At 62.5% G+C, this 18,071-nt stretch carries 15 protein-coding genes; 10 read left to right on the top strand and 5 right to left on the bottom strand.

Annotated features, from left to right (window positions below):
- Window positions 1-108: 108 nt before the first annotated feature.
- Both ACQKPZ_RS08495 and ACQKPZ_RS08490 read right to left on the bottom strand, forming a co-directional pair.
- The gene (locus ACQKPZ_RS08495) at window positions 109-1,527 is read right to left on the bottom strand and encodes an amino acid permease (protein ID WP_427536905.1); all 1,419 of its coding nucleotides are present in this window, start codon (window positions 1,525-1,527) and stop codon (window positions 109-111) included.
- A gap of 341 nt (window positions 1,528-1,868) precedes the next feature.
- Window positions 1,869-2,291 carry an Lrp/AsnC family transcriptional regulator gene (locus tag ACQKPZ_RS08490; RefSeq protein WP_427536903.1) on the bottom strand — a complete coding sequence of 141 codons (423 nt, stop codon included), beginning with the start codon at window positions 2,289-2,291 and terminating at the stop codon, window positions 1,869-1,871.
- A 186-nt stretch (window positions 2,292-2,477) separates the two neighbouring features.
- Here ACQKPZ_RS08490 and ACQKPZ_RS08485 point away from each other — a divergent pair, with 186 nt between their 5' ends.
- Together ACQKPZ_RS08485 and ctlX are read left to right on the top strand one after the other, a co-directional pair.
- Window positions 2,478-3,530: an ornithine cyclodeaminase gene (locus ACQKPZ_RS08485; protein WP_427536901.1), complete on the top strand. Its 1,053-nt coding sequence runs from the start codon at window positions 2,478-2,480 to the stop codon at window positions 3,528-3,530.
- Between the two features lie 26 nt (window positions 3,531-3,556).
- Window positions 3,557-4,504 carry a citrulline utilization hydrolase CtlX gene (gene ctlX, locus ACQKPZ_RS08480; protein ID WP_427536899.1) on the top strand — a complete coding sequence of 316 codons (948 nt, stop codon included), beginning with the start codon at window positions 3,557-3,559 and terminating at the stop codon, window positions 4,502-4,504.
- 160 nt (window positions 4,505-4,664) lie between these two features.
- On the opposite strand, the gene ACQKPZ_RS08475 is transcribed toward ctlX, so the two are convergent.
- Window positions 4,665-5,546: a LysR substrate-binding domain-containing protein gene (locus ACQKPZ_RS08475; protein ID WP_427536897.1), complete on the bottom strand. Its 882-nt coding sequence runs from the start codon at window positions 5,544-5,546 to the stop codon at window positions 4,665-4,667.
- A 44-nt stretch (window positions 5,547-5,590) separates the two neighbouring features.
- Window positions 5,591-7,381: a gamma-glutamyltransferase gene (gene ggt / locus ACQKPZ_RS08470; protein ID WP_427536895.1), complete on the bottom strand. Its 1,791-nt coding sequence runs from the start codon at window positions 7,379-7,381 to the stop codon at window positions 5,591-5,593.
- 115 nt (window positions 7,382-7,496) lie between these two features.
- Here ggt and ACQKPZ_RS08465 point away from each other — a divergent pair, with 115 nt between their 5' ends.
- On the top strand, window positions 7,497-8,147 hold the full coding sequence (locus ACQKPZ_RS08465) for an ankyrin repeat domain-containing protein (RefSeq protein WP_427536893.1): 651 nt from the start codon (window positions 7,497-7,499) through the stop codon (window positions 8,145-8,147).
- A 172-nt stretch (window positions 8,148-8,319) separates the two neighbouring features.
- Here the strand turns inward: ACQKPZ_RS08465 and pobA are convergent, their stop codons facing one another.
- Window positions 8,320-9,507, bottom strand: coding sequence for a 4-hydroxybenzoate 3-monooxygenase (pobA, locus tag ACQKPZ_RS08460; RefSeq protein ID WP_427536891.1), 1,188 nt, complete (start codon window positions 9,505-9,507; stop codon window positions 8,320-8,322).
- A 172-nt stretch (window positions 9,508-9,679) separates the two neighbouring features.
- Here pobA and ACQKPZ_RS08455 point away from each other — a divergent pair, with 172 nt between their 5' ends.
- The 7 genes from ACQKPZ_RS08455 to ACQKPZ_RS08425 all read left to right on the top strand — a co-directional run bounded on the left by ACQKPZ_RS08455 (window position 9,680) and on the right by ACQKPZ_RS08425 (window position 18,067).
- A complete protein-coding gene (locus ACQKPZ_RS08455; RefSeq protein WP_427536889.1) occupies window positions 9,680-10,558 on the top strand; it encodes a helix-turn-helix domain-containing protein in 879 nt (292 codons plus the stop codon).
- A 182-nt stretch (window positions 10,559-10,740) separates the two neighbouring features.
- On the top strand, window positions 10,741-11,139 hold the full coding sequence (locus ACQKPZ_RS08450; protein WP_019099730.1) for a MerR family transcriptional regulator: 399 nt from the start codon (window positions 10,741-10,743) through the stop codon (window positions 11,137-11,139).
- 19 nt (window positions 11,140-11,158) lie between these two features.
- Window positions 11,159-12,058: a hydroxymethylglutaryl-CoA lyase gene (locus ACQKPZ_RS08445; RefSeq protein ID WP_427536887.1), complete on the top strand. Its 900-nt coding sequence runs from the start codon at window positions 11,159-11,161 to the stop codon at window positions 12,056-12,058.
- A 636-nt stretch (window positions 12,059-12,694) separates the two neighbouring features.
- A complete protein-coding gene (locus ACQKPZ_RS08440) occupies window positions 12,695-12,934 on the top strand; it encodes a DUF3203 family protein (RefSeq protein ID WP_427536885.1) in 240 nt (79 codons plus the stop codon).
- A 121-nt stretch (window positions 12,935-13,055) separates the two neighbouring features.
- Window positions 13,056-14,459: a cytochrome c oxidase accessory protein CcoG gene (gene ccoG, locus ACQKPZ_RS08435; protein ID WP_427536883.1), complete on the top strand. Its 1,404-nt coding sequence runs from the start codon at window positions 13,056-13,058 to the stop codon at window positions 14,457-14,459.
- A 50-nt stretch (window positions 14,460-14,509) separates the two neighbouring features.
- On the top strand, window positions 14,510-15,919 hold the full coding sequence (gene mapR, locus ACQKPZ_RS08430; RefSeq protein ID WP_427536881.1) for a GntR family transcriptional regulator MpaR: 1,410 nt from the start codon (window positions 14,510-14,512) through the stop codon (window positions 15,917-15,919).
- A gap of 81 nt (window positions 15,920-16,000) precedes the next feature.
- Window positions 16,001-18,067, top strand: coding sequence for a PAS domain-containing protein (locus tag ACQKPZ_RS08425; protein WP_427536879.1), 2,067 nt, complete (start codon window positions 16,001-16,003; stop codon window positions 18,065-18,067).
- Window positions 18,068-18,071 lie beyond the last annotated feature (4 nt).

The raw sequence follows: 18,071 nt of genomic DNA, 5'->3' as shown, positions 1-18,071 counted from the left end.
GCTGCTGCGCAGCCCCAGGGTTTCAGCGCATAAGCACAAATTGCTGGGGCTGCTGCGCAGCCCGATCGCGACACAAGGCCGCTCCTACAACCATGGCCAGTACCGGACTCAGACAGCAGTAGCTGTCTGCGGCCGGGCACAGGCCTTGGCCCGGCGCCGATAGGCCAGCAACAGGCCCGCGTACCACAGCGGCATCACGTACAGTGCGGTGCGGGTGTCCGGCTCCAGCGCCAGCAGGCACAGCACGAAGACCAGGAACAGCTGCGACAGCCCGGCGGTGATCCTGCCACCTGGCAGCTTGAACTTCGACTGCTCATGCGCCTGCGGATTCTGTCGGCGGTAAGCGAAGTAGGACAGCAAGATCAGCGACCAGGTAACGATGATCATCACCGCAGAAATGGTCGACACCAAGGTGAATACGGTCATCACTTCCGGGATCACGAACAGCAGCGTCAGCGCAATTGCCATGCACACCCCCGAAAACACTAGCGCACGCACTGGGGTGCCCGAGCCGGACAACCGCCCGAATGCCACGGGCGCTTGCTGCTGGTGCGACAGGCCGTAGAGCATGCGCGAGCCTGAGTACACGCCGCTATTGGCCGAAGAGGCCGCAGAGGTCAGTACCACGAATTTGATGATGCCAGCGGCAGCGGGCAACCCACCCAGCAGGAACAGCTCGACAAAAGGGCTGCGATTGGCCGGCACGTTGGCCCAGGAAATGACGCTGATGATGCAGACCAGCGAACAGATGTAGAACAGCAGGATACGCACCGGGATGGTGTTGATGGCCTTGGGCAAGGTCTTTTCCGGGTCTTTCGCCTCTGCCGCCGCGGTGCCGATCAGTTCGGTGCCGACAAAGGAGAAAATCGCGATCTGGAAGCCGGCGAGAAAGCCCAGGATGCCATGCGGCATGACCACGCCCGGCGCCACCAGGTGGCTGAATGAGGCGGTTACTCCGGCGGGTGAAGTGTAGGACGTGGCGATCATGACCAGGCCTGCCACTACCAGCAATACAATGGCCACGATCTTGATCAGGCCGAACCAGAACTCCACTTCACCAAAAGCCTTCACCGCCAGCATGTTCAGCCCCAGTAGCAGGAACATGGTAGCGAATGCCGGTAGCCAGGTGGGTACCTCCGGGTACCAGTACTGCACGAACCCCGCCACGACCACCACATCACCCACTGCAGCCACCACCCAACTGAGCCAGTACGACCAACTGAGGATGAAACCGGCCCGTGGCCCCAGGTAGTTGTGCACCAGGTCGGCGAACGACTCCATCTGCAGATTCGCCAGCAACATTTCGCCCATGGCCCGCATGATGCAGAACACAAAAAAACCGATGATGGCGTACACCAGGATGATCGAGGTGCCAGACAGCGCAATGATCTTGCCCGAGCCCATGAACAACCCGGTGCCAATGGCACCGCTGATTGAAATGAGCTGAATGTGCCGGTTTTCCAGCCGTCGTTTGAGCACTCGGCCCTCTTCCGGCGCAGTGCTTTGCGCGTTGCACGTTTGCTGCATAGTCGACCTCTTATTCTTTTTTTGTAAAACATCCACGCCCCGCACCGCACCAACAAGTTGGTACCAAAGTGCAGGCTGCTTGCCATTGAAATGATGTAAGCGCAGAAAACAACAAAGATTGAAACTAATACCCGATGCAACTTCGCAGCGGACTTTCTTATTCTTGAACGCACCTGCGGTTAGTGCGCCTGAAACCGCCCCGCGAAAGCCGTTTCATTCTGCCAGTGGCTGCGGTCAAGCGGAACGCTACAGAATGCACACCACCCACGCTATTTTGTGCAGTGTGAAAAGCGCGGGTGACAGTTTGCGCAATGCGCCTGTCAAAAGGCCTGACCCGGCGGTCACATCTTGTAGGTCGAGAGCAGGATGCTGGTCTCGGTATTTTCGATGTGCGGGATGGAGCGAATGGTGTTCAGCGCCCGGTCGAACGCTTCCAGGGTGTCGGCGCGCAACTCTGCCATCAGGTCCCAGCGGCCATTGGTAGTGTGGATGGCCACCACGTTGGGGTGCCCGCGCAGCGCGTGCTTGACCTCTGCGGCGTGGTGGCCGCTGATGCCGATGCTGGTGATTGCCCGCACGCCCTGCTCCAGTGCATCGGAGCGCAGGCGTACCGTGTAGCCAATGATCACGCCCTGCTCTTCCAGCCGGGTAATGCGGTTTTGCACGGTCGCCCGGGCCACCTTCAGCTTCTTCGCCAGGGTCATCACAGGGGTCCGTGCATTGTCCCGCAACAGCGCAATCAGTTCCCGATCGATAGTGTCCATAAAGCCTGCCAATTAACCAGATTGCTACTTTGGGGTGGCAGATTGTCTAGAAAGTTGATGAAACTGGCAACCTGCATTCTTCCGATTGACGCAACCTTTCATCAAAATGTTCAACGCCACTTCAACAATCTTAAGCGTGCATCCTGCAATGGCCGGGGTGACAGCGCAATAACAAGGTGCAAGCGCATGACGTATTTCATTGATGTTCCAACCATGTCGGACTTGGTACATGACATTGGCGTAGCGCCATTCATTGGCGAGTTGGCCGCAGCCCTTCGCGAAGACTTCAAACGCTGGCAGGAGTTTGATAAATCCGCGCGGGTTGCCAGCCATTCGCAAGTGGGCGTGATCGAACTGATGCCGGTTGCCGACAACAGCCGCTATGCCTTCAAATACGTCAACGGCCACCCCGCCAACACCGCTCGCGACCTGCACACCGTGATGGCCTTCGGCGTGCTGGCCGATGTCGACACCGGCTACCCGGTGCTGCTGTCCGAACTGACCATCGCCACTGCCCTGCGCACTGCTGCCACCTCGCTGATGGCAGCCCAGGCGCTGGCCCGGCCCAACTCGCGCAAGATGGCACTGATCGGCAATGGCGCGCAAAGCGAATTCCAGGCACTGGCCTTCCACAAACACCTGGGCATTGAAGAAATCGTTGCCTACGACACCGATCCGTTGGCCACCGCCAAGCTGATCGCCAACCTCAAGGAATACAACGGCCTCACCATCCGCCGTGCCGGCTCTGTTGCCGAAGCGGTGAAGGGCGTGGACATCATTACCACCGTGACCGCCGACAAGGCCTACGCCACCATCATCACACCCGACATGCTGGAGCCCGGCATGCACCTGAATGCCGTGGGCGGCGACTGCCCGGGCAAGACCGAACTGCATGCCGATGTGCTGCGCAACGCCCGGGTGTTCGTCGAGTACGAGCCACAAACCCGCATTGAAGGTGATATCCAGCAACTGCCGGCGGATTTCCCGGTGGTCGACCTGTGGCGCGTACTGCGTGGTGAAACCGAAGGCCGCCAGCGCGACAGCCAGGTCACCGTGTTCGATTCGGTAGGTTTCGCCCTGGAAGACTACACCGTACTACGTTACGTACTACAGCAAGCCGAGCAGCGAGGCTTGGGTTGCAAGATCGACCTGGTGCCCTGGGTGGAAGACGACCCGAAAGACTTGTTCAGCCACACCCGTGGCCGCGCTGCCAAAAGCCGCATCCGACGCGTTGCCTAACCCTGCTCCCAACCCGGTATTTGCACATGGCATTCCCAACGCGTTCAATACAAGCCCCGGCGGCAGTGGTCATGGTCAGGCCACATGCCTTCACCCCCAACCCGGAAACCGCAGCAGACAACTCGTTCCAGCGCAACAGCCCCGACATCGCAGCGCAGGCCCTGGCCAACGTGGCGCGCGATGAAGTCACCCAGGCCGTCGGCACGCTGGAGGCCGAAGGTGTGCGCGTGCACCTGTTCGACGACTTCGGCGAGCACAACACCCCCGACTCGGTATTCCCTAACAACTGGTTCTCCACCCACCCCGGGGGGCACATCGCGATCTACTCGATGTACTCGCGCAACCGCCGCCGCGAGCGGCGTGCGGACGTGATCGAGATGCTCAAGCAGGAATACCGGGTGCAGGATGTGATCGACTATTCCGGGCTGGAACAGGACGAACTGTTCCTTGAAGGCACCGGCGCCATGGTGTTCGACCACCTGTCACGGGTGGCCTACACGGCACGATCCAACCGCGCCGACCCCATCGCCCTTGAGCGCTTCAGCACGCATTTCAACTTCGAGCCGATGGTGTTCGACACGGCCGACGAACAAGGCACGCCGATCTACCACACCAATGTGCTGATGTGCGTGGCGACCGAGTTCGCGCTGGTGGGTTTTGACACCTTCACCAACAAGGCGCGTGCTGAAGAGGTACGAATGCGCCTGATCGAGTCGGGCCGCGATGTGATTGACCTGAGCAACCAGCAGATCGGCCAGTTTGCCGGTAACGCCATCGAGTTGTCCGGGCGTGACGGGCGTATTTTGGCGCTGTCACGCAAGGCTTTCGACAGCCTGACCGGCGAGCAGCGTCAGCGCATCGAGCGCTCGGCCCGGCTGGTGCCGCTGGATGTGCCGACTATCGAGATGGCCGGCGGCTCGGTGCGCTGCATGATTGCGGGGATTCACCTGTCGCCTCGGGCGGCTGCGGCCTGACCTCTGACGCGTTCGATGTAGGAGCGGCCTTGCGTCGCGATCGGGCCGCAAAGCGGCCCCGGCATTCCATGCGCCGAAGCTGAGATTCTGGGGCTGCTCCGCAGCCCGATCGCGACGCAAGGCCGCTCCTACAAAGCCCGTGCCATGCCGTCATAGCACGCTATATCCCCCCGATCGCAAGCAACTGTGTCATTACCTCAGCCAACGCCTTGATCATCACATCTGCCGCCTGCCGATGGACGATGACGATTTCATAGCTGTCGACCTCCGGCAGCCCTTGCCCCGCGCCCAACACCCGGTGCTCCCCCGTTGCCGCCCTTGGCGGCAACAGGCTGATGCCCATGCCATCGGCGACTGCCGCCTGAATGCCACTGAGGCTGGAACTGGTAAAGCTGATGCGCCAGCGTCGGCCCATGCCTTCGATGGCGTTGATCATGTCTTCGCGGTACAGGCCACGCGGCGGAAACGTCACCAGCGGAATCGGCTCCAGTTCGAAGGCAGGCGTGCGCGCACTGTCGATCCACTGCAACCGCTCGGGCCAGCAGGCCACGCCCTCGCGGGTATTGCGCCGCTGCTTGAGCAACACCAGGTCAAGCTCGCCATTGTCATAAGCCTGGCTAAGGTCGCGGCACAGGCCGCTGGTCACTTCCAGCTTCACCTGCGGGTGCAGGCGGCTGAACGCCGACAGCGCATTGGTGGTACGCCCGCCCACAAAGTCCTCGGGCACACCAAGGCGTACGGTGGTGCCCACCATCGCCCCGGCCAGGGCTTCGAGCATCTGGTCGTTCAGCGCCAGCATGTGGCGGGCATAGCCAAGCAGCGTCTGCCCGGCATCGGTCGGCAGCACGTCGCGGTTGCCACGCACCAGCAGGCGATGGCCAACCATGTCTTCAAGGCGGCGCACCTTCTGGCTGATGGTTGATTGGGTCGAGTGCAGGCGGGCAGCCGCCGTGGTGAAGCTGCCGCAATCGGCCACCACCACAATGGCGCGTAGCAGGTCGAGGTCGAACAGGGATCTATTCGATTTCGCGCTGATAGTCATCTTGGTATTCAACTGCTGAATGGCAACACTGCGTTCTATCACGCCTAGTCGCCAAGGGCCACACCTTCACGCCGCGGATCGGCACCACCCGACCAGCCCTCGCCACTGCGCTGGATGATCTGCAGGCCGCTGGTCATGGTCATCGGTGTGACCTCGTGCCCCCAGGCCGCCAGTTGGCGAATCAGCGCCGGGCTGGTTAGCCCCGCTTCAACCTCGGTACCGGCATTGCGGCTGCCGAAGTTGGGCAGGCCGGCGGCCTGCTGCGGGTCGAGTTGCCAATCCAGCAGGCCGACCAGCGCCTTGTTCACATAACCGATAATCTGCGAGCCGCCTGGCGAACCGAGGCTGGCCACCAACTCGCCGGAGCCACGCGAAAATACCAGGGTGGGCGCCATCGCCGACAACGGCCGCTTGCCCGGCTGCACCCGGTTGGCCACGAGCTTGTCTTTTTCCTGCGGGATGAACGAGAAGTCGGTGAGATGGTTGTTGAGCAGGAACCCCTTGACCATCAAGTGCGAACCGAACGCGGCCTCCACCGAGGTGGTCATGGCCAGTGCCTGGCCGCTGTCATCCACTGCGCTGAGGTGTGAGGTGGAAATGCGCAGTGGCGAGCGGTCGGGCGCCAGGGCCAGGTCAGCGCCTTTCGGCTGCCCTGGGCGAGCGCGCTTCATGCTGTACTCGCCGATCTGTGCTGCTCGGCTGGCCAGGTAGGCGGCGTCGGTCAGGGCCTTGACCGGGACCGGCACGTAATCACTGTCGGCAAGGTACTGTGCCCGGTCGGCATAGGCCAGGCGCTCGGCCTCGGCGATCAGGTGCACGGCCAGTGGCGATGCCTCGAGGCCCGCTGCAGAGGTGCTGGCGAGTGGCCGCAGCGTCGCCAGGTCGCGTTGTGGCGTGATGCGCTGCACCGCTTCGAGGATGCCGAGGGTCTGCATCACCGTCACCCCACCCGACGAGGGCGGCGGCATGCCGCAGATGCGCCACGCCTTGTAAGGGCCGCACACTGGCTCACGCTCTTTGGCTTGATACTGCTGCAAGTCCTGCAACGACAGGTAACCGGCATTGGCATGGCCGCGCACCTTGGCCACGATGGCCGTGGCGATTTCGCCGGTGTAGAAGGCTTGAGGACCGTGCGCGGCAATTTGCTCGAACGTTTGCGCAAGTTCGGGGTTGCGCAACGTCGCGCCCACCGGCAGCGGCTTGCCCTGTTCGTCCAGGAAGTAGCGGGCCATGGCCGGTGAACGGGCGATGTACGGGTCGCCGGCCACCAGGGTGTGAAGGCGTTCGGAAACCGGGAAACCGTTTCGTGCCAACGCAATGGCCGGGGCAAAGAGTTGCTGCCAAGGCAGCTTGCCATGCTGCTCGTGGGCCAGTTCCAGCGCGCGCAGCACCCCGGGCACACCCACTGAACGCCCGCCGATCTGAGCTGACCGGAACGGCATCGGTGAACCATCGACCTGCAAGAACAGCTTGTCCGTTACCCCCGCCGGGGCAGCCTCGCGGCCGTCGAAGGCCTGCACGCGCTTGCCGTCCCAGTAAAGGATGAACGCCCCACCACCTATGCCGCTGGATTGCGGCTCGACCAGGGTCAACACCATTTGCATGGCGATCGCCGCGTCGATGGCGCTGCCACCAGCACGCAGCATCGCTCGCCCCGCTTCGGTGGCCAGCGGGTTGGCTGCGGCCGCCATATGCCGGGTGGCGTGCACCGGCTGCAGGCCAGTGCGGTAGCCGGAGGCCAGCTCGGGTGGCGCGGGCAACACCTGCTCGGCACATGCCCACCCACTCGCGATCGCCAGGCACAGCGCGCTCATCAGCGGTGTGGAGAATTTCATCGTTTTGCTTCCTGCCTTGTGTATTCAGCAGACCACTGTCGGTCATGCGCAAAGTTAACTTCAAGACTTGGTGTGATTTTTCTACGATGCAGGCATGACACTCAGGAGCCCACCCATGCGTATACCCTTCGCCGCCATGCTGCTCGCCCTGTTCACCAGCCTTGCCGCCCACGCCGGGAACACCACCATGGACAACCGCCTGCACAACGCCGCCCGCCAGGGCGACGTGCGCACCCTGCAACAGTTGCTAATACAGGGTGCCCGACTGGAAAGCCGTGACGGGCAAGGGCGCACGGCCCTGCTGGTGGCCACCCATGGCAACCAGGTTGCAGCGGCGCAAGCGCTGATCGAGGCCGGGGCTGACGTGAACGCCAAGGACAATATTGATGACAGCCCTTATCTGTATGCCGGCGCCCGGGGCCTGAACGACATCCTGCGGCTGGCCCTGAGCCACGGCGCCGACCTCAAGAGCACCAACCGCTACGGGGGAACGGCGCTGATCCCGGCGGCCGAGCGCGGGCATGTCGAGACCGTGCAGCTGCTGATCGATGCCGGGGTCGACGTGAACCACCTGAACCGGCTGCACTGGACTGCGCTTATGGAGGCGGTGATCCTCGGCGATGGTGGGCCGCGGCATGTAGAGATTGTGCGGCGGCTACTGGCGGCGGGGGCGGATCGGCAGATTGCCGACAAGGACGGGGTTACCGCGCTGGAGCATGCGCGCCAGCGGGGGTATCGGGAGATCGAGTCGCTGCTGACCCGCTGATCTGGTGCCGGATAAGCCCCTGTAGGAGCGGCCTTGTGTCGCGAAAGGGGTGCGCAGCGCCCCCAGGATCTTCGCATTGCCACAGGATTGCCGGGGCCGCTTTGCGGCCCTTTCGCGACACAAGGCCGCTCCTACAGGAGTTGCGAGATAACCCAGTTTTCGCAATGGCAGATCAGGCCACTTCTTCGTACGGCAAGCCCACATAGTTCTCGGCAATGTTCACCAACCCCGCCGGCGAGTTCAGGAAGTACTCGCGGTCGGCCTCCTGCATCTTCTGGTCCCAGGCATCCTTGTGGCTGCCGAAGTCATGCAGCAGTTGGGTCATGAACCAACTGAAGCGTTCGCCCTTCCATACCCGGCGCAGGGCCAGCGGCGAGTACTGCTGCAGCAGGTCGGTGCGCCCTTCGCGGTACACCTTGACCAGAATGCGGTAGAGGTAGTTTACGTCCGAGGCTGCCAGGTTCAGGCCTTTGGCGCCGGTAGGCGGGACAATATGCGCGGCGTCGCCGACCAGGAACAGGTGACCATACTGCATGGGCTCGACCACCAGGCTGCGCAGCGGGGCGATGCTTTTTTCCAAAGCAGGGCCGGTGACCAGGTCAGCCGCGACATCAGCAGGCAAACGGGCTTTGAGTTCGTCCCAGAAACGCTCGTCAGACCAATCCTCGACCCGGTCCTGCAAGGGGACCTGCACGTAGTAACGGCTGCGTGTTTGCGAGCGTTGGCTGCACAACGCAAAACCGCGCTCGTGATGCGCATAGATCAGCTCGTGATTGACTGGCGGTGTGTCCGAAAGCAGGCCCAGCCAGCCAAATGGGTAAACCCGTTCGTACTGTTTGAGCACACCCTCGGGAATGCTTTGCCGCGAAACACCGTGGAAGCCGTCACAGCCGGCGATATGGTCGCAGTCCACCCGGTGCACGCGGCCATCTTTTTCGAAGGTGAGGTAAGGCTTCTCGCCTTTCAGTTCATGCGGCTGGACATTGCTGGCTGAATAAATGATCGGCGCCCCGCTGGCTTCACGGGCCTGCATCAGGTCACGGGTGACCTCGGTCTGACCGTACACCATCACCGTCTTGCCGCCGGTCAGGGCCTTGAGGTCCAGGCGCTGACGGCGCCCGCCAACCAGCAGCTCGACCCCTTCGTGCACCAGGCCTTCACGGTCCATGCGCTCGGCTACACCGGCTTCGCGCAGCAGGTCGACCGTGCCTTGCTCCAGCACCCCGGCGCGGATGCGGCCCAGTACGTACTCGGGCGTCTGGCGCTCGACAATGATGTTGTCGATGCCGGCCTTGTGCAGCAGCTGACCCAGCAGCAGGCCAGACGGACCTGCACCAATAATTGCAACCTGAGTTTTCATTGTTGTTGTCTCTGTTCGGACGATGCCGGCCCTGGACTGGCAGTGGGGCGGCATCTGCTGTTAGGGTTTGCCCTTGCATTTTTACTGGCAGAAACCGCCAGATAAGTGTGCTATCCCATGGGAAATCTGCACTTTTACAAAAAACGTTCGATTAACGGACAGGCGAACCTGCATGAAATCCACCCTCCCCGGCGTCCCGTTGTTCAAGCTGTATGGCGAAAACCAGGCCTGGCCCGGCACCGACCTGCTGCACTGCGAGTCGATCCCGGCGCGCAGCCGCCTGCACCACTGGGAGATCAAGCCGCACCAGCATGCCGAGTTGTTCCAGTTGCTCTACGTACAGCGCGGCCAGGCCCAGGTGGAGATCGAGGGCGTGCGCAGTGCCATCGGCGAGGCAGCGATCCAGGTGGTGCCGCCGATGACCGTGCACGGCTTTCGCTTCAGCGCCGATATCCAGGGGTATGTGCTGACCTTCGGCACGGCGCTGGTGGCGAACCTGGAGCAGCGCCTGGGCGCGCCGCTGACGGTGCTGGCAAAACCGGCGTGTTACCCGCTGGGCCGTGATCGCGTGCACCTGCGCAGCCTGATCGGCACTTTGCAGCAGGAGTACCAAGGCAGTGCGCCGGCGCGGGCGACGCTGCTAGAGGCATTGGTGACTGCGTTGATGGTATGGATCAGCCGTCGCCAGCAACTGGGCCAAGCGCCGCGTAACCGGGATGAACGTGACAGGCAGTTGCTGGGGCAGTACCTGCGCCTGGTCGAGGCGCATTACCGTGAGCACCTTTCGGTGGAGGATTTTGCCGCTCGGCTGAATGTGCCGAGCTTGCAGCTGAACCAGCTGTGCCGGGCCTTGAGCGGGCAGACCGCATTGCAGGTGGTGCATCAGCGGTTGTTGCTAGAGGCCCGGCGTAACCTGACCTACACGCGGATGAGCATCGGGCAGTTGTCGGACAGTTTGGGGTTTACGGACCCGACCTATTTTGCACGGTGGTTCAAGCGCTTGAGTGGGCAGACGCCCAATGGGTATCGCAGGTCGGGTTTGGCTGAATGACTGCCGTGGCCTGTGCCGGCCTCTTCGCGGGCAAGCCCGCTCCCACAGGTACTGCGCAAACTTCATGTGGGAGCGGGCGTGCCCGCGAAGAGGCACGCACAAGCGGCACACATCGACAGCCTGCTTGACGTATACGTAAACCTGCCCTCAGGATACCGGCATACCCCACGCCGAGCCCCAGCATGAGCACCCAGACCTACAGCATCTCCGACCTGTCCCGCGAGCTGGACATCACCACCCGGGCCATCCGCTTCTATGAAGAGCAAGGCTTGCTGAGCCCCGAACGCCGTGGCCTGGAGCGTATCTACTCGGCGCGCGACAAGGTCAGCCTGAAGCTCATCCTGCGCGGCAAGCGCATCGGCTTTTCGCTGGCGGAGTGCCGTGAACTGATCGAACTGTACGACCCCACCAGCGGCAACCTCAAACAGCTCAACAGCATGCTGGCAAAAATCGCCGAACGGCGCGCCCAACTGGAGCAGCAGATGCTCGACATCCACCAGATGCAACTGGAACTGGACACCGCCCAGGAGCGCTGCGAACAAGCCCTGGCCGCCACCCTGAACAACAAAGACAACCGCTGAACGCCACAGGAAACCCGCCATGTCCTTGCCCAAAGAAGTCCGCCTGGTCGAAGTCGGCCCCCGCGACGGTTTGCAGAACGAAGCCCAGCCCATCAGCGTCGCCGACAAGGTGCGCCTGGTGGACGACCTTACCGAGGCGGGCCTGGCCTATATCGAAGTGGGCAGTTTTGTCTCGCCCAAGTGGGTGCCGCAAATGGCCGGCTCCGCCGAGGTGTTTGCCGGTATCCGGCAGCGTCCTGGCGTTACCTACGCAGCACTGGCCCCCAACCTGCGCGGTTTCGAGGACGCCCTGGCGGCGGGGGTAAAGGAAGTGGCGGTATTCGCGGCCGCCAGCGAAGCCTTCTCGCAGCGCAATATCAACTGCTCGATCAGCGACAGCCTTACGCGCTTCGAACCGATCATGGAGGCGGCCCGTAACCACGGTGTACGTGTGCGCGGCTACGTGTCATGCGTGCTCGGCTGCCCCTACGAAGGCAAGGTCAGCGCCGAGCAGGTAGCACCGGTGGCCCGCGCCCTGCACGACATGGGCTGCTATGAGGTGTCGCTGGGTGACACCATCGGCACCGGCACGGCCGGCGATACCCGCCGCCTGTTCGAGGTGGTTTCGGCCCAGGTACCGCGCGAACAGCTGGCGGGGCACTTCCACGACACCTATGGCCAGGCCCTGGCCAACGTCTATGCCAGCCTGCTCGAAGGCATCAGCGTGTTCGACAGCTCGGTAGCCGGGCTGGGTGGCTGCCCCTACGCCAAAGGCGCGACGGGCAACATCGCCACCGAGGACGTGGTGTACCTGCTACAGGGGCTGGGGATTCACACCGGCATCGACCTGGACCGACTGATTGCCGCTGGCCAGCGGATCAGCAGCGTGCTGGGCCGCGGCAACGGGTCGCGGGTAGCACGAGCGCGTAGCGCGCAGTGAGTCACACGAGTGTCACAAAGGTGTGGGCGGAGTGTTACCGCCCCCCACGTTTCACAGCAAAAAATCGGGTAACAGGGAAACAAATCGACAGAATTTCAGGCCTGGCCATTTTGACTTCACAGGCTAAGTGCTTGATTTAAAATGATTTTCAAAAGTTGGCACGCACCCTGCTATATCTTTGGTACAAGAACAAAAAAAACAACGTGACACCCAATAAAAACAACATGTAACGGCTCTGACATAACAAGAACAACACGGCAGAGGCGCAGCAAGCAGATCTTTTTGGAGTCGACACGCTTTTCAGGGGTACGCCCCCGCGGTCTGGCACAGAACAATAAAACTACCTCAAGGTAGCAGCAGCCAGGTTCGGATCAGCAATGATGAAGGCAGGTCAGCGCTCAAAAAAATACGTTTGCTCTTGACCCCGCATGGGGGTCGCCCGCAACACCAAGGCAGGCTTACAAAAACAACAAAAAGCCCGTCTCAATAATAAAAAAGAGCAAGCAACAACGCTTTGGGGGGAGCTTCGGCTCCCCTTAGTGCTTCCTGTCTCCCCCTTCCCCTCCGTTCAGCCTGCTGATGCAGCAATCTGCCTTGTACTGCGGTCCACCCTGTAACCTACAGGAGGACAACGCCATGCCGGTTGAAATCGATGAAACCACTCGCCGCTGTACGCTGATCGGTGAAGACTCGCGCATCGAGGGTGATGGCCCTGATATTGAAATCATCACCGACGAACAGCTGCGCATGTCGGTGGCCTTGCTCGCGGGCCAACGCGTGCCCATCACCGAAGCCGAGGCCGATGCGCTGACCGTGGCGGGTGCGGTGGATAGCCGCAGGCATCTGAAGGCTAGCGTGCCAGGCTCGGTAATCTAAGGGCTGGCGGGGTGAGGCGAACAATCTGATACGGTTTTTATCGCGAAACCTGAGCCTGTGCTGATAACAGCCTCAGGGCCATAGTGCTCATGCCTGATAGAGGCCTGATGAGCACCTAGCCATGAACAATAGAATCCCTTTCACAGAGATCGCCACCGCCCCAGCCAGTTCTCAACCGCGACGCACCGACAGCGGCATCCACACCCGCAGCTTCACCGGGCTGTACCGCAGCCTGCGCATCGGCTTTGCCGGCGCCCTGTTCGTGCTGTTCTTCGGCACGGCCTGGCTGAACTGGAACGGCCGCCAGGCAGTGCTGTGGGATTTGGCCAACAGCAAATTCCATATCTTTGCTGCCACCTTCTGGCCGCAAGACTTCATCCTGCTGTCGGCGCTACTGATCATCTGCGCCTTCGGCCTGTTCGCCATCACCGTGTACGCTGGCCGCGTGTGGTGTGGCTACAGTTGCCCGCAGAGCACCTGGACCTGGCTGTACATGTGGTGCGAAAAGGTTACCGAGGGTGATCGCAACCAGCGTATCAAGCTGGCCGCCGCCCCCTGGAGCCTGAACAAACTGGCGCGTCGCGCCCTGAAGCACAGCCTGTGGCTGGCCATCGGTGTCGCCACTGCCCTCACCTTCGTTGGCTACTTCACGCCCATCCGCCCGCTGGCCGCGGAACTGTTCACCCTGCAACTGGGCGGCGTGGCGCTGTTCTGGGTGCTGTTCTTCACTGCCGCCACCTACATCAATGCCGGCCTGCTGCGTGAAGCGGTGTGCCTGCACATGTGCCCGTATGCGCGCTTCCAGAGCGTGATGTTCGACAAGGACACCCTGGCGGTTGCCTACGACCCGCGCCGCGGTGAGGCCCGCGGCCCGCGCAAGAAAGGCAGTGACGTACAAGCCCAAGGCCTCGGCGACTGCATCGACTGCACGCTGTGTGTGCAGGTATGCCCCACTGGCATCGATATCCGCGATGGCCTGCAAATGGCCTGCATCGGCTGCGCAGCGTGCATCGACGCCTGCGACGGGGTGATGGACAAGATGGGCTACGCCCGCGGCCTGATTGGCTACAAGTCCGAGCACAGCTTGCAGGGCGGTACTACCCACTGGCTGCGCCCACGCCTGATCGGCTACGCGGTCGCGCTGGTGGTGATGATCGGTGGGCTGGTGGTGGCCTTGCAACTGCGCCCGATGGTATCGCTGGACGTCATCAAGGACCGCGGCCTGTTCCGCGAGAATGCCCAGGGCCAGATCGAGAACATCTACCTGCTCAAGGTCATCAACAAGACCGAGCGTACCCAGCACTACGAACTGCGCCTGCTGGACGCAGAAGGTTTCACCTTGCAGGGCAACACCACCCTGGTGATCCCCGCTGGCGAAATGAGCGAACTGCCGGTGTCGGTCGCGATGCTGGCCGAACGCCCGGCCAGCAGCTCGCAAGCGCTGAGCTTCGAAATTCGCGAGCACGACGACCCCGCCATCCGCAGCGTTGCCCAAAGCCGCTTCGTCGCACCGATGAACCGCTGATCCCTTACACTGACTCCACCTTGCCTGCCAGGCTTCGACAGAAGGCCAGAATGAAACGCTACGAACGCTTCGCCGACGACATTGCCGAACTGATCCGCTCCGGGGTACTGGGCCCCGGCCAGCGCGTGCCTTCGGTGCGCTATGCCAGCCAGACCCACGGGGTCAGCCCGTCCACCGTGTTCCAGGCCTATTACCTGCTGGAGCGACGCGGGCTGATCCGCGCCCGGCCGCGCTCGGGTTATTTCGTCAACGCCCACGCCCCGCGCCAGTTCAGCGAGCCCCAGGCGTTGCAGCCCGTCAGCGAATCCACTGACGTGGACGTCAGCGCACTGGTGTTCTCGATCCTCGACTCGATCAAGGACCCCAACACCATCCCGTTCGGCTCAGCGTTCCCCAGCCCCGAGCTGTTCCCGCTACAGCGCCTGTCGCGCTCGCTGGCCAGCGCCAGCCGCAGCATGGACCCGCGCATGGTGGTGACCGACCTGTCGCCCGGCAACCCGCAGCTGCGCCGGCAAATTGCCCTGCGCTACATGGTCGGTGGGCTGATGCTGCCGATGGAGGAGTTGCTGATCACCAACGGTGCACTGGAAGCCCTGAACCTGTGCCTGCAGGCGGTGACCCAGCCAGGCGATCTGGTGGCCATCGAAGCCCCTGCCTTCTACGCCTGCCTGCAAGTACTGGAGCGTCTCAAGCTCAAGGCGGTGGAAATCCCGGTGCACCCGCGCGAAGGCATGGACCTCGGGGTACTGGCACAAACGCTGGAAAAGCATCCGGTGAAAGCCGTCTGGTGCATGACCAACTTCCAGAACCCGGTTGGCGCGAGCATGCCGGAGGCGAAGAAGCAGGCGCTGGTGGAGCTGCTGACGCGTCACCAGGTGCCGTTGATCGAGGACGATGTATACGCCGAGTTGTATTACGCGCAACAGGCACCCAAACCCGCCAAGGCCTTCGACACGCAAGGCCTGGTGATGCATTGCGGTTCGTTCGCCAAAAGCCTTGCGCCCGGTTACCGCATCGGCTGGGTGGCGGCCGGGCGCTTTGCGCAGAAAATCGAGCGGCTCAAGCTGATGACCTCGCTGTGCGCCTCGATGCCAGCCCAGGCAGCCATCGCCGACTACCTGCAGCATGGTGGTTACGACCGCCACCTGCGCAAGCTGCGCTATGCACTTGAAGGCCAACAGGCCAACATGCTGGCGGCCATCACCCGCTACTTCCCTGCACACACCCAGGTCAGCCAGCCGTCGGGTGGCTACTTCCTGTGGCTGGAGCTGCCCGAGCAGATGGACGCGCTGAAGTTGTTCCACATGGCCCTGGCCCAGGGCATCAGCATCGCCCCCGGGCCGATCTTCTCGCCTACCCGGCGCTTCGGCAATTGCATCCGCCTGAACTATGGCAGCCCCTGGCATGACGGCGCCGAACGGGCCATGGACACCCTCGGGCGGATCATTCGTTCGTTCTGATGGCTGATGGCCCGGCGGGCGGCTATTCGCTTGAAGGCGAACGCGATAAAGTCTGTGTCTCCCCTTTTGTCGGACGTCGGCATGCCCTCCCGCGACCTGCTTTCACTGCGCCAACAAGTCGAAGCCCTTCAGCGGCAGAACGCGCAATTGCAATCACAGCTTGCCGGCCATCAGGCCCACGACCAGAACTTTTATCGTTCGCTGTTCGACACCATGGACGAGGGCTTTTGCATCATCGAATTCTTCGACGGCCCACACGGCCCGTTGAGTGACTATGTGCATGTGCTGGCCAACGCAGCCTACGCCAAGCATGCCGGCATCCCCAACGTGGTCGGGCAGAAGCTGCGCGAAATGGTGCCCGATGAAGCCGATGACTGGGTGGCTCGTTATGGCGCGGTGTTGCGCACGGGAGAGCCGCTGCACTTCGAGCAGGAACTGGTTGCCACCGGCCATGTGCTGTCCGTTACCACGTTTCGCGTAGAACCTGCCGAAAAACGCCAGGTAGCCGTGCTGTTCAAGGACGTTACCGAACGCCGGCAGGCAGAGCAGGCCCTGCAGCGCCTGAACGAAGAGCTTGAACAGCGGGTGAGCGCCGCACTGGCAGAGCGCCGGCTGTTTGCCGAACTGGTCGACCATAGCATGGTGAATGTGCATGTGATCGACAAGGACATGCGCTGGCTGGCCATCAATCGCCAGGCCAAGCATGACTTTCAACTGCTGTTCGGGCATACGCCTGAAATCGGTGATTACTTGCCAGCGCTGATCGGTCATGAGCCCGAAGTCCAGGCGCTGAGCGTGGCCATGTGGCAGCGTGCCCTGGCAGGCGAGCAGTTCGTCGAGATCGGCACCTTCGGCAAGGGGCCCGGGCAACGCCACTATGAACTGCGCTTCAATGCCTTGCGCGACCATGAAGGGGAAATACAAGGCGCCTTCCTGTTCGCTTATGACATCAGCGAGCGGGTGCAGGAGCAAGACCGCCTGGCCAAAGCCGAAGAGGCCCTGCGCCAGGCCCAGAAAATGGAAGCGGTGGGCCAGCTCAGTGGCGGCATCGCCCACGACTTCAACAACCTGCTGGGCGGTATTCTGGGCGCTCAGGAGCTGATGCGCCAACGCCTGGACCAGTCTCGTTTCGACACCCTGGAACCCCTGCTGGAGCTGTCCAGCGGCTCGGCGCAACGTGCATCCTCACTGGTACACAGGCTGCTGGCGTTCTCTCGCCAGCAAACCTTGCAACCTTGCTCCACGCAGGTGGCCACGCTGGTGGCCGGCATGGAAGAGCTGCTACGCCGTACCATAGGCCCGGCCATTACCCTGGGCAGCCAGTTCCCCAGCCAGCTATGGCCGACCTTCATCGACCCGCCGCAGCTTGAAAGTGCGCTGCTCAACCTGTGCATCAACGCCCGCGATGCCATGCCGGCAGGCGGGGTGATCGAGATCATCGGCGACAACCTGCTGCTAGACGGGGTACAGGCTCAGGCGCTGGAACTGCCAGCCGGCGAGTACGTGCGCCTGAGCATCTCCGACAACGGCAATGGCATGTCGGCAGAGGTGGCCGAGCGTGCCGTCGACCCGTTCTTCACCACCAAACCCATGGGCCAGGGCACCGGCCTGGGTTTGTCGATGACCTACGGTTTCGTCCGCCAGTCGGGCGGCCAACTGCGCGTCCTGTCCACGCTGGGTGAAGGCACGCGCATCGAGTTGCTGCTCCCCCGCCACTACGAGCAACCCAAGGCACCTGACCCCAAGCCACAGCGCATGTTGCAGGAAAGAAGCGGTACGGCGACGCAGCGCATCCTCCTGATCGAGGACCAGACGGCGTTGCGCCTGGTGGTTTGCGAAGTGCTGGAGGAGCTGGGTTACCTGGTCGATGCGTTCGAGGACGGCCCCTCAGCCCTGGCCTACCTGCAAAACAGTGACCGGCCAGACCTGCTGTTAAGCGATATCGGCCTGCCCGGCGGGCTGAATGGTCGCCAGGTAGCCGAGCGTTGCCGCGAGCGCTACCCCGACCTCAAGGTGCTGTTCATTACCGGTTACGACGAAAGCGCGGCACTCAATGACGGCCAACTGCTGCAAGGCACCATGGTGCTGACCAAGCCGTTCGAACTGGAGGTGTTGGCCGAGTGGGTACGCACCCTGCTTGAGGCGTGACGGG

The sequence above is a fragment of the Pseudomonas sp. NPDC089547 genome (genome assembly GCF_050280665.1).
Taxonomy (GTDB): domain Bacteria; phylum Pseudomonadota; class Gammaproteobacteria; order Pseudomonadales; family Pseudomonadaceae; genus Aquipseudomonas.
Note: the sequence above shows the minus strand (reverse complement) of the source record. Positions and strands in the feature narration are given on the sequence as shown.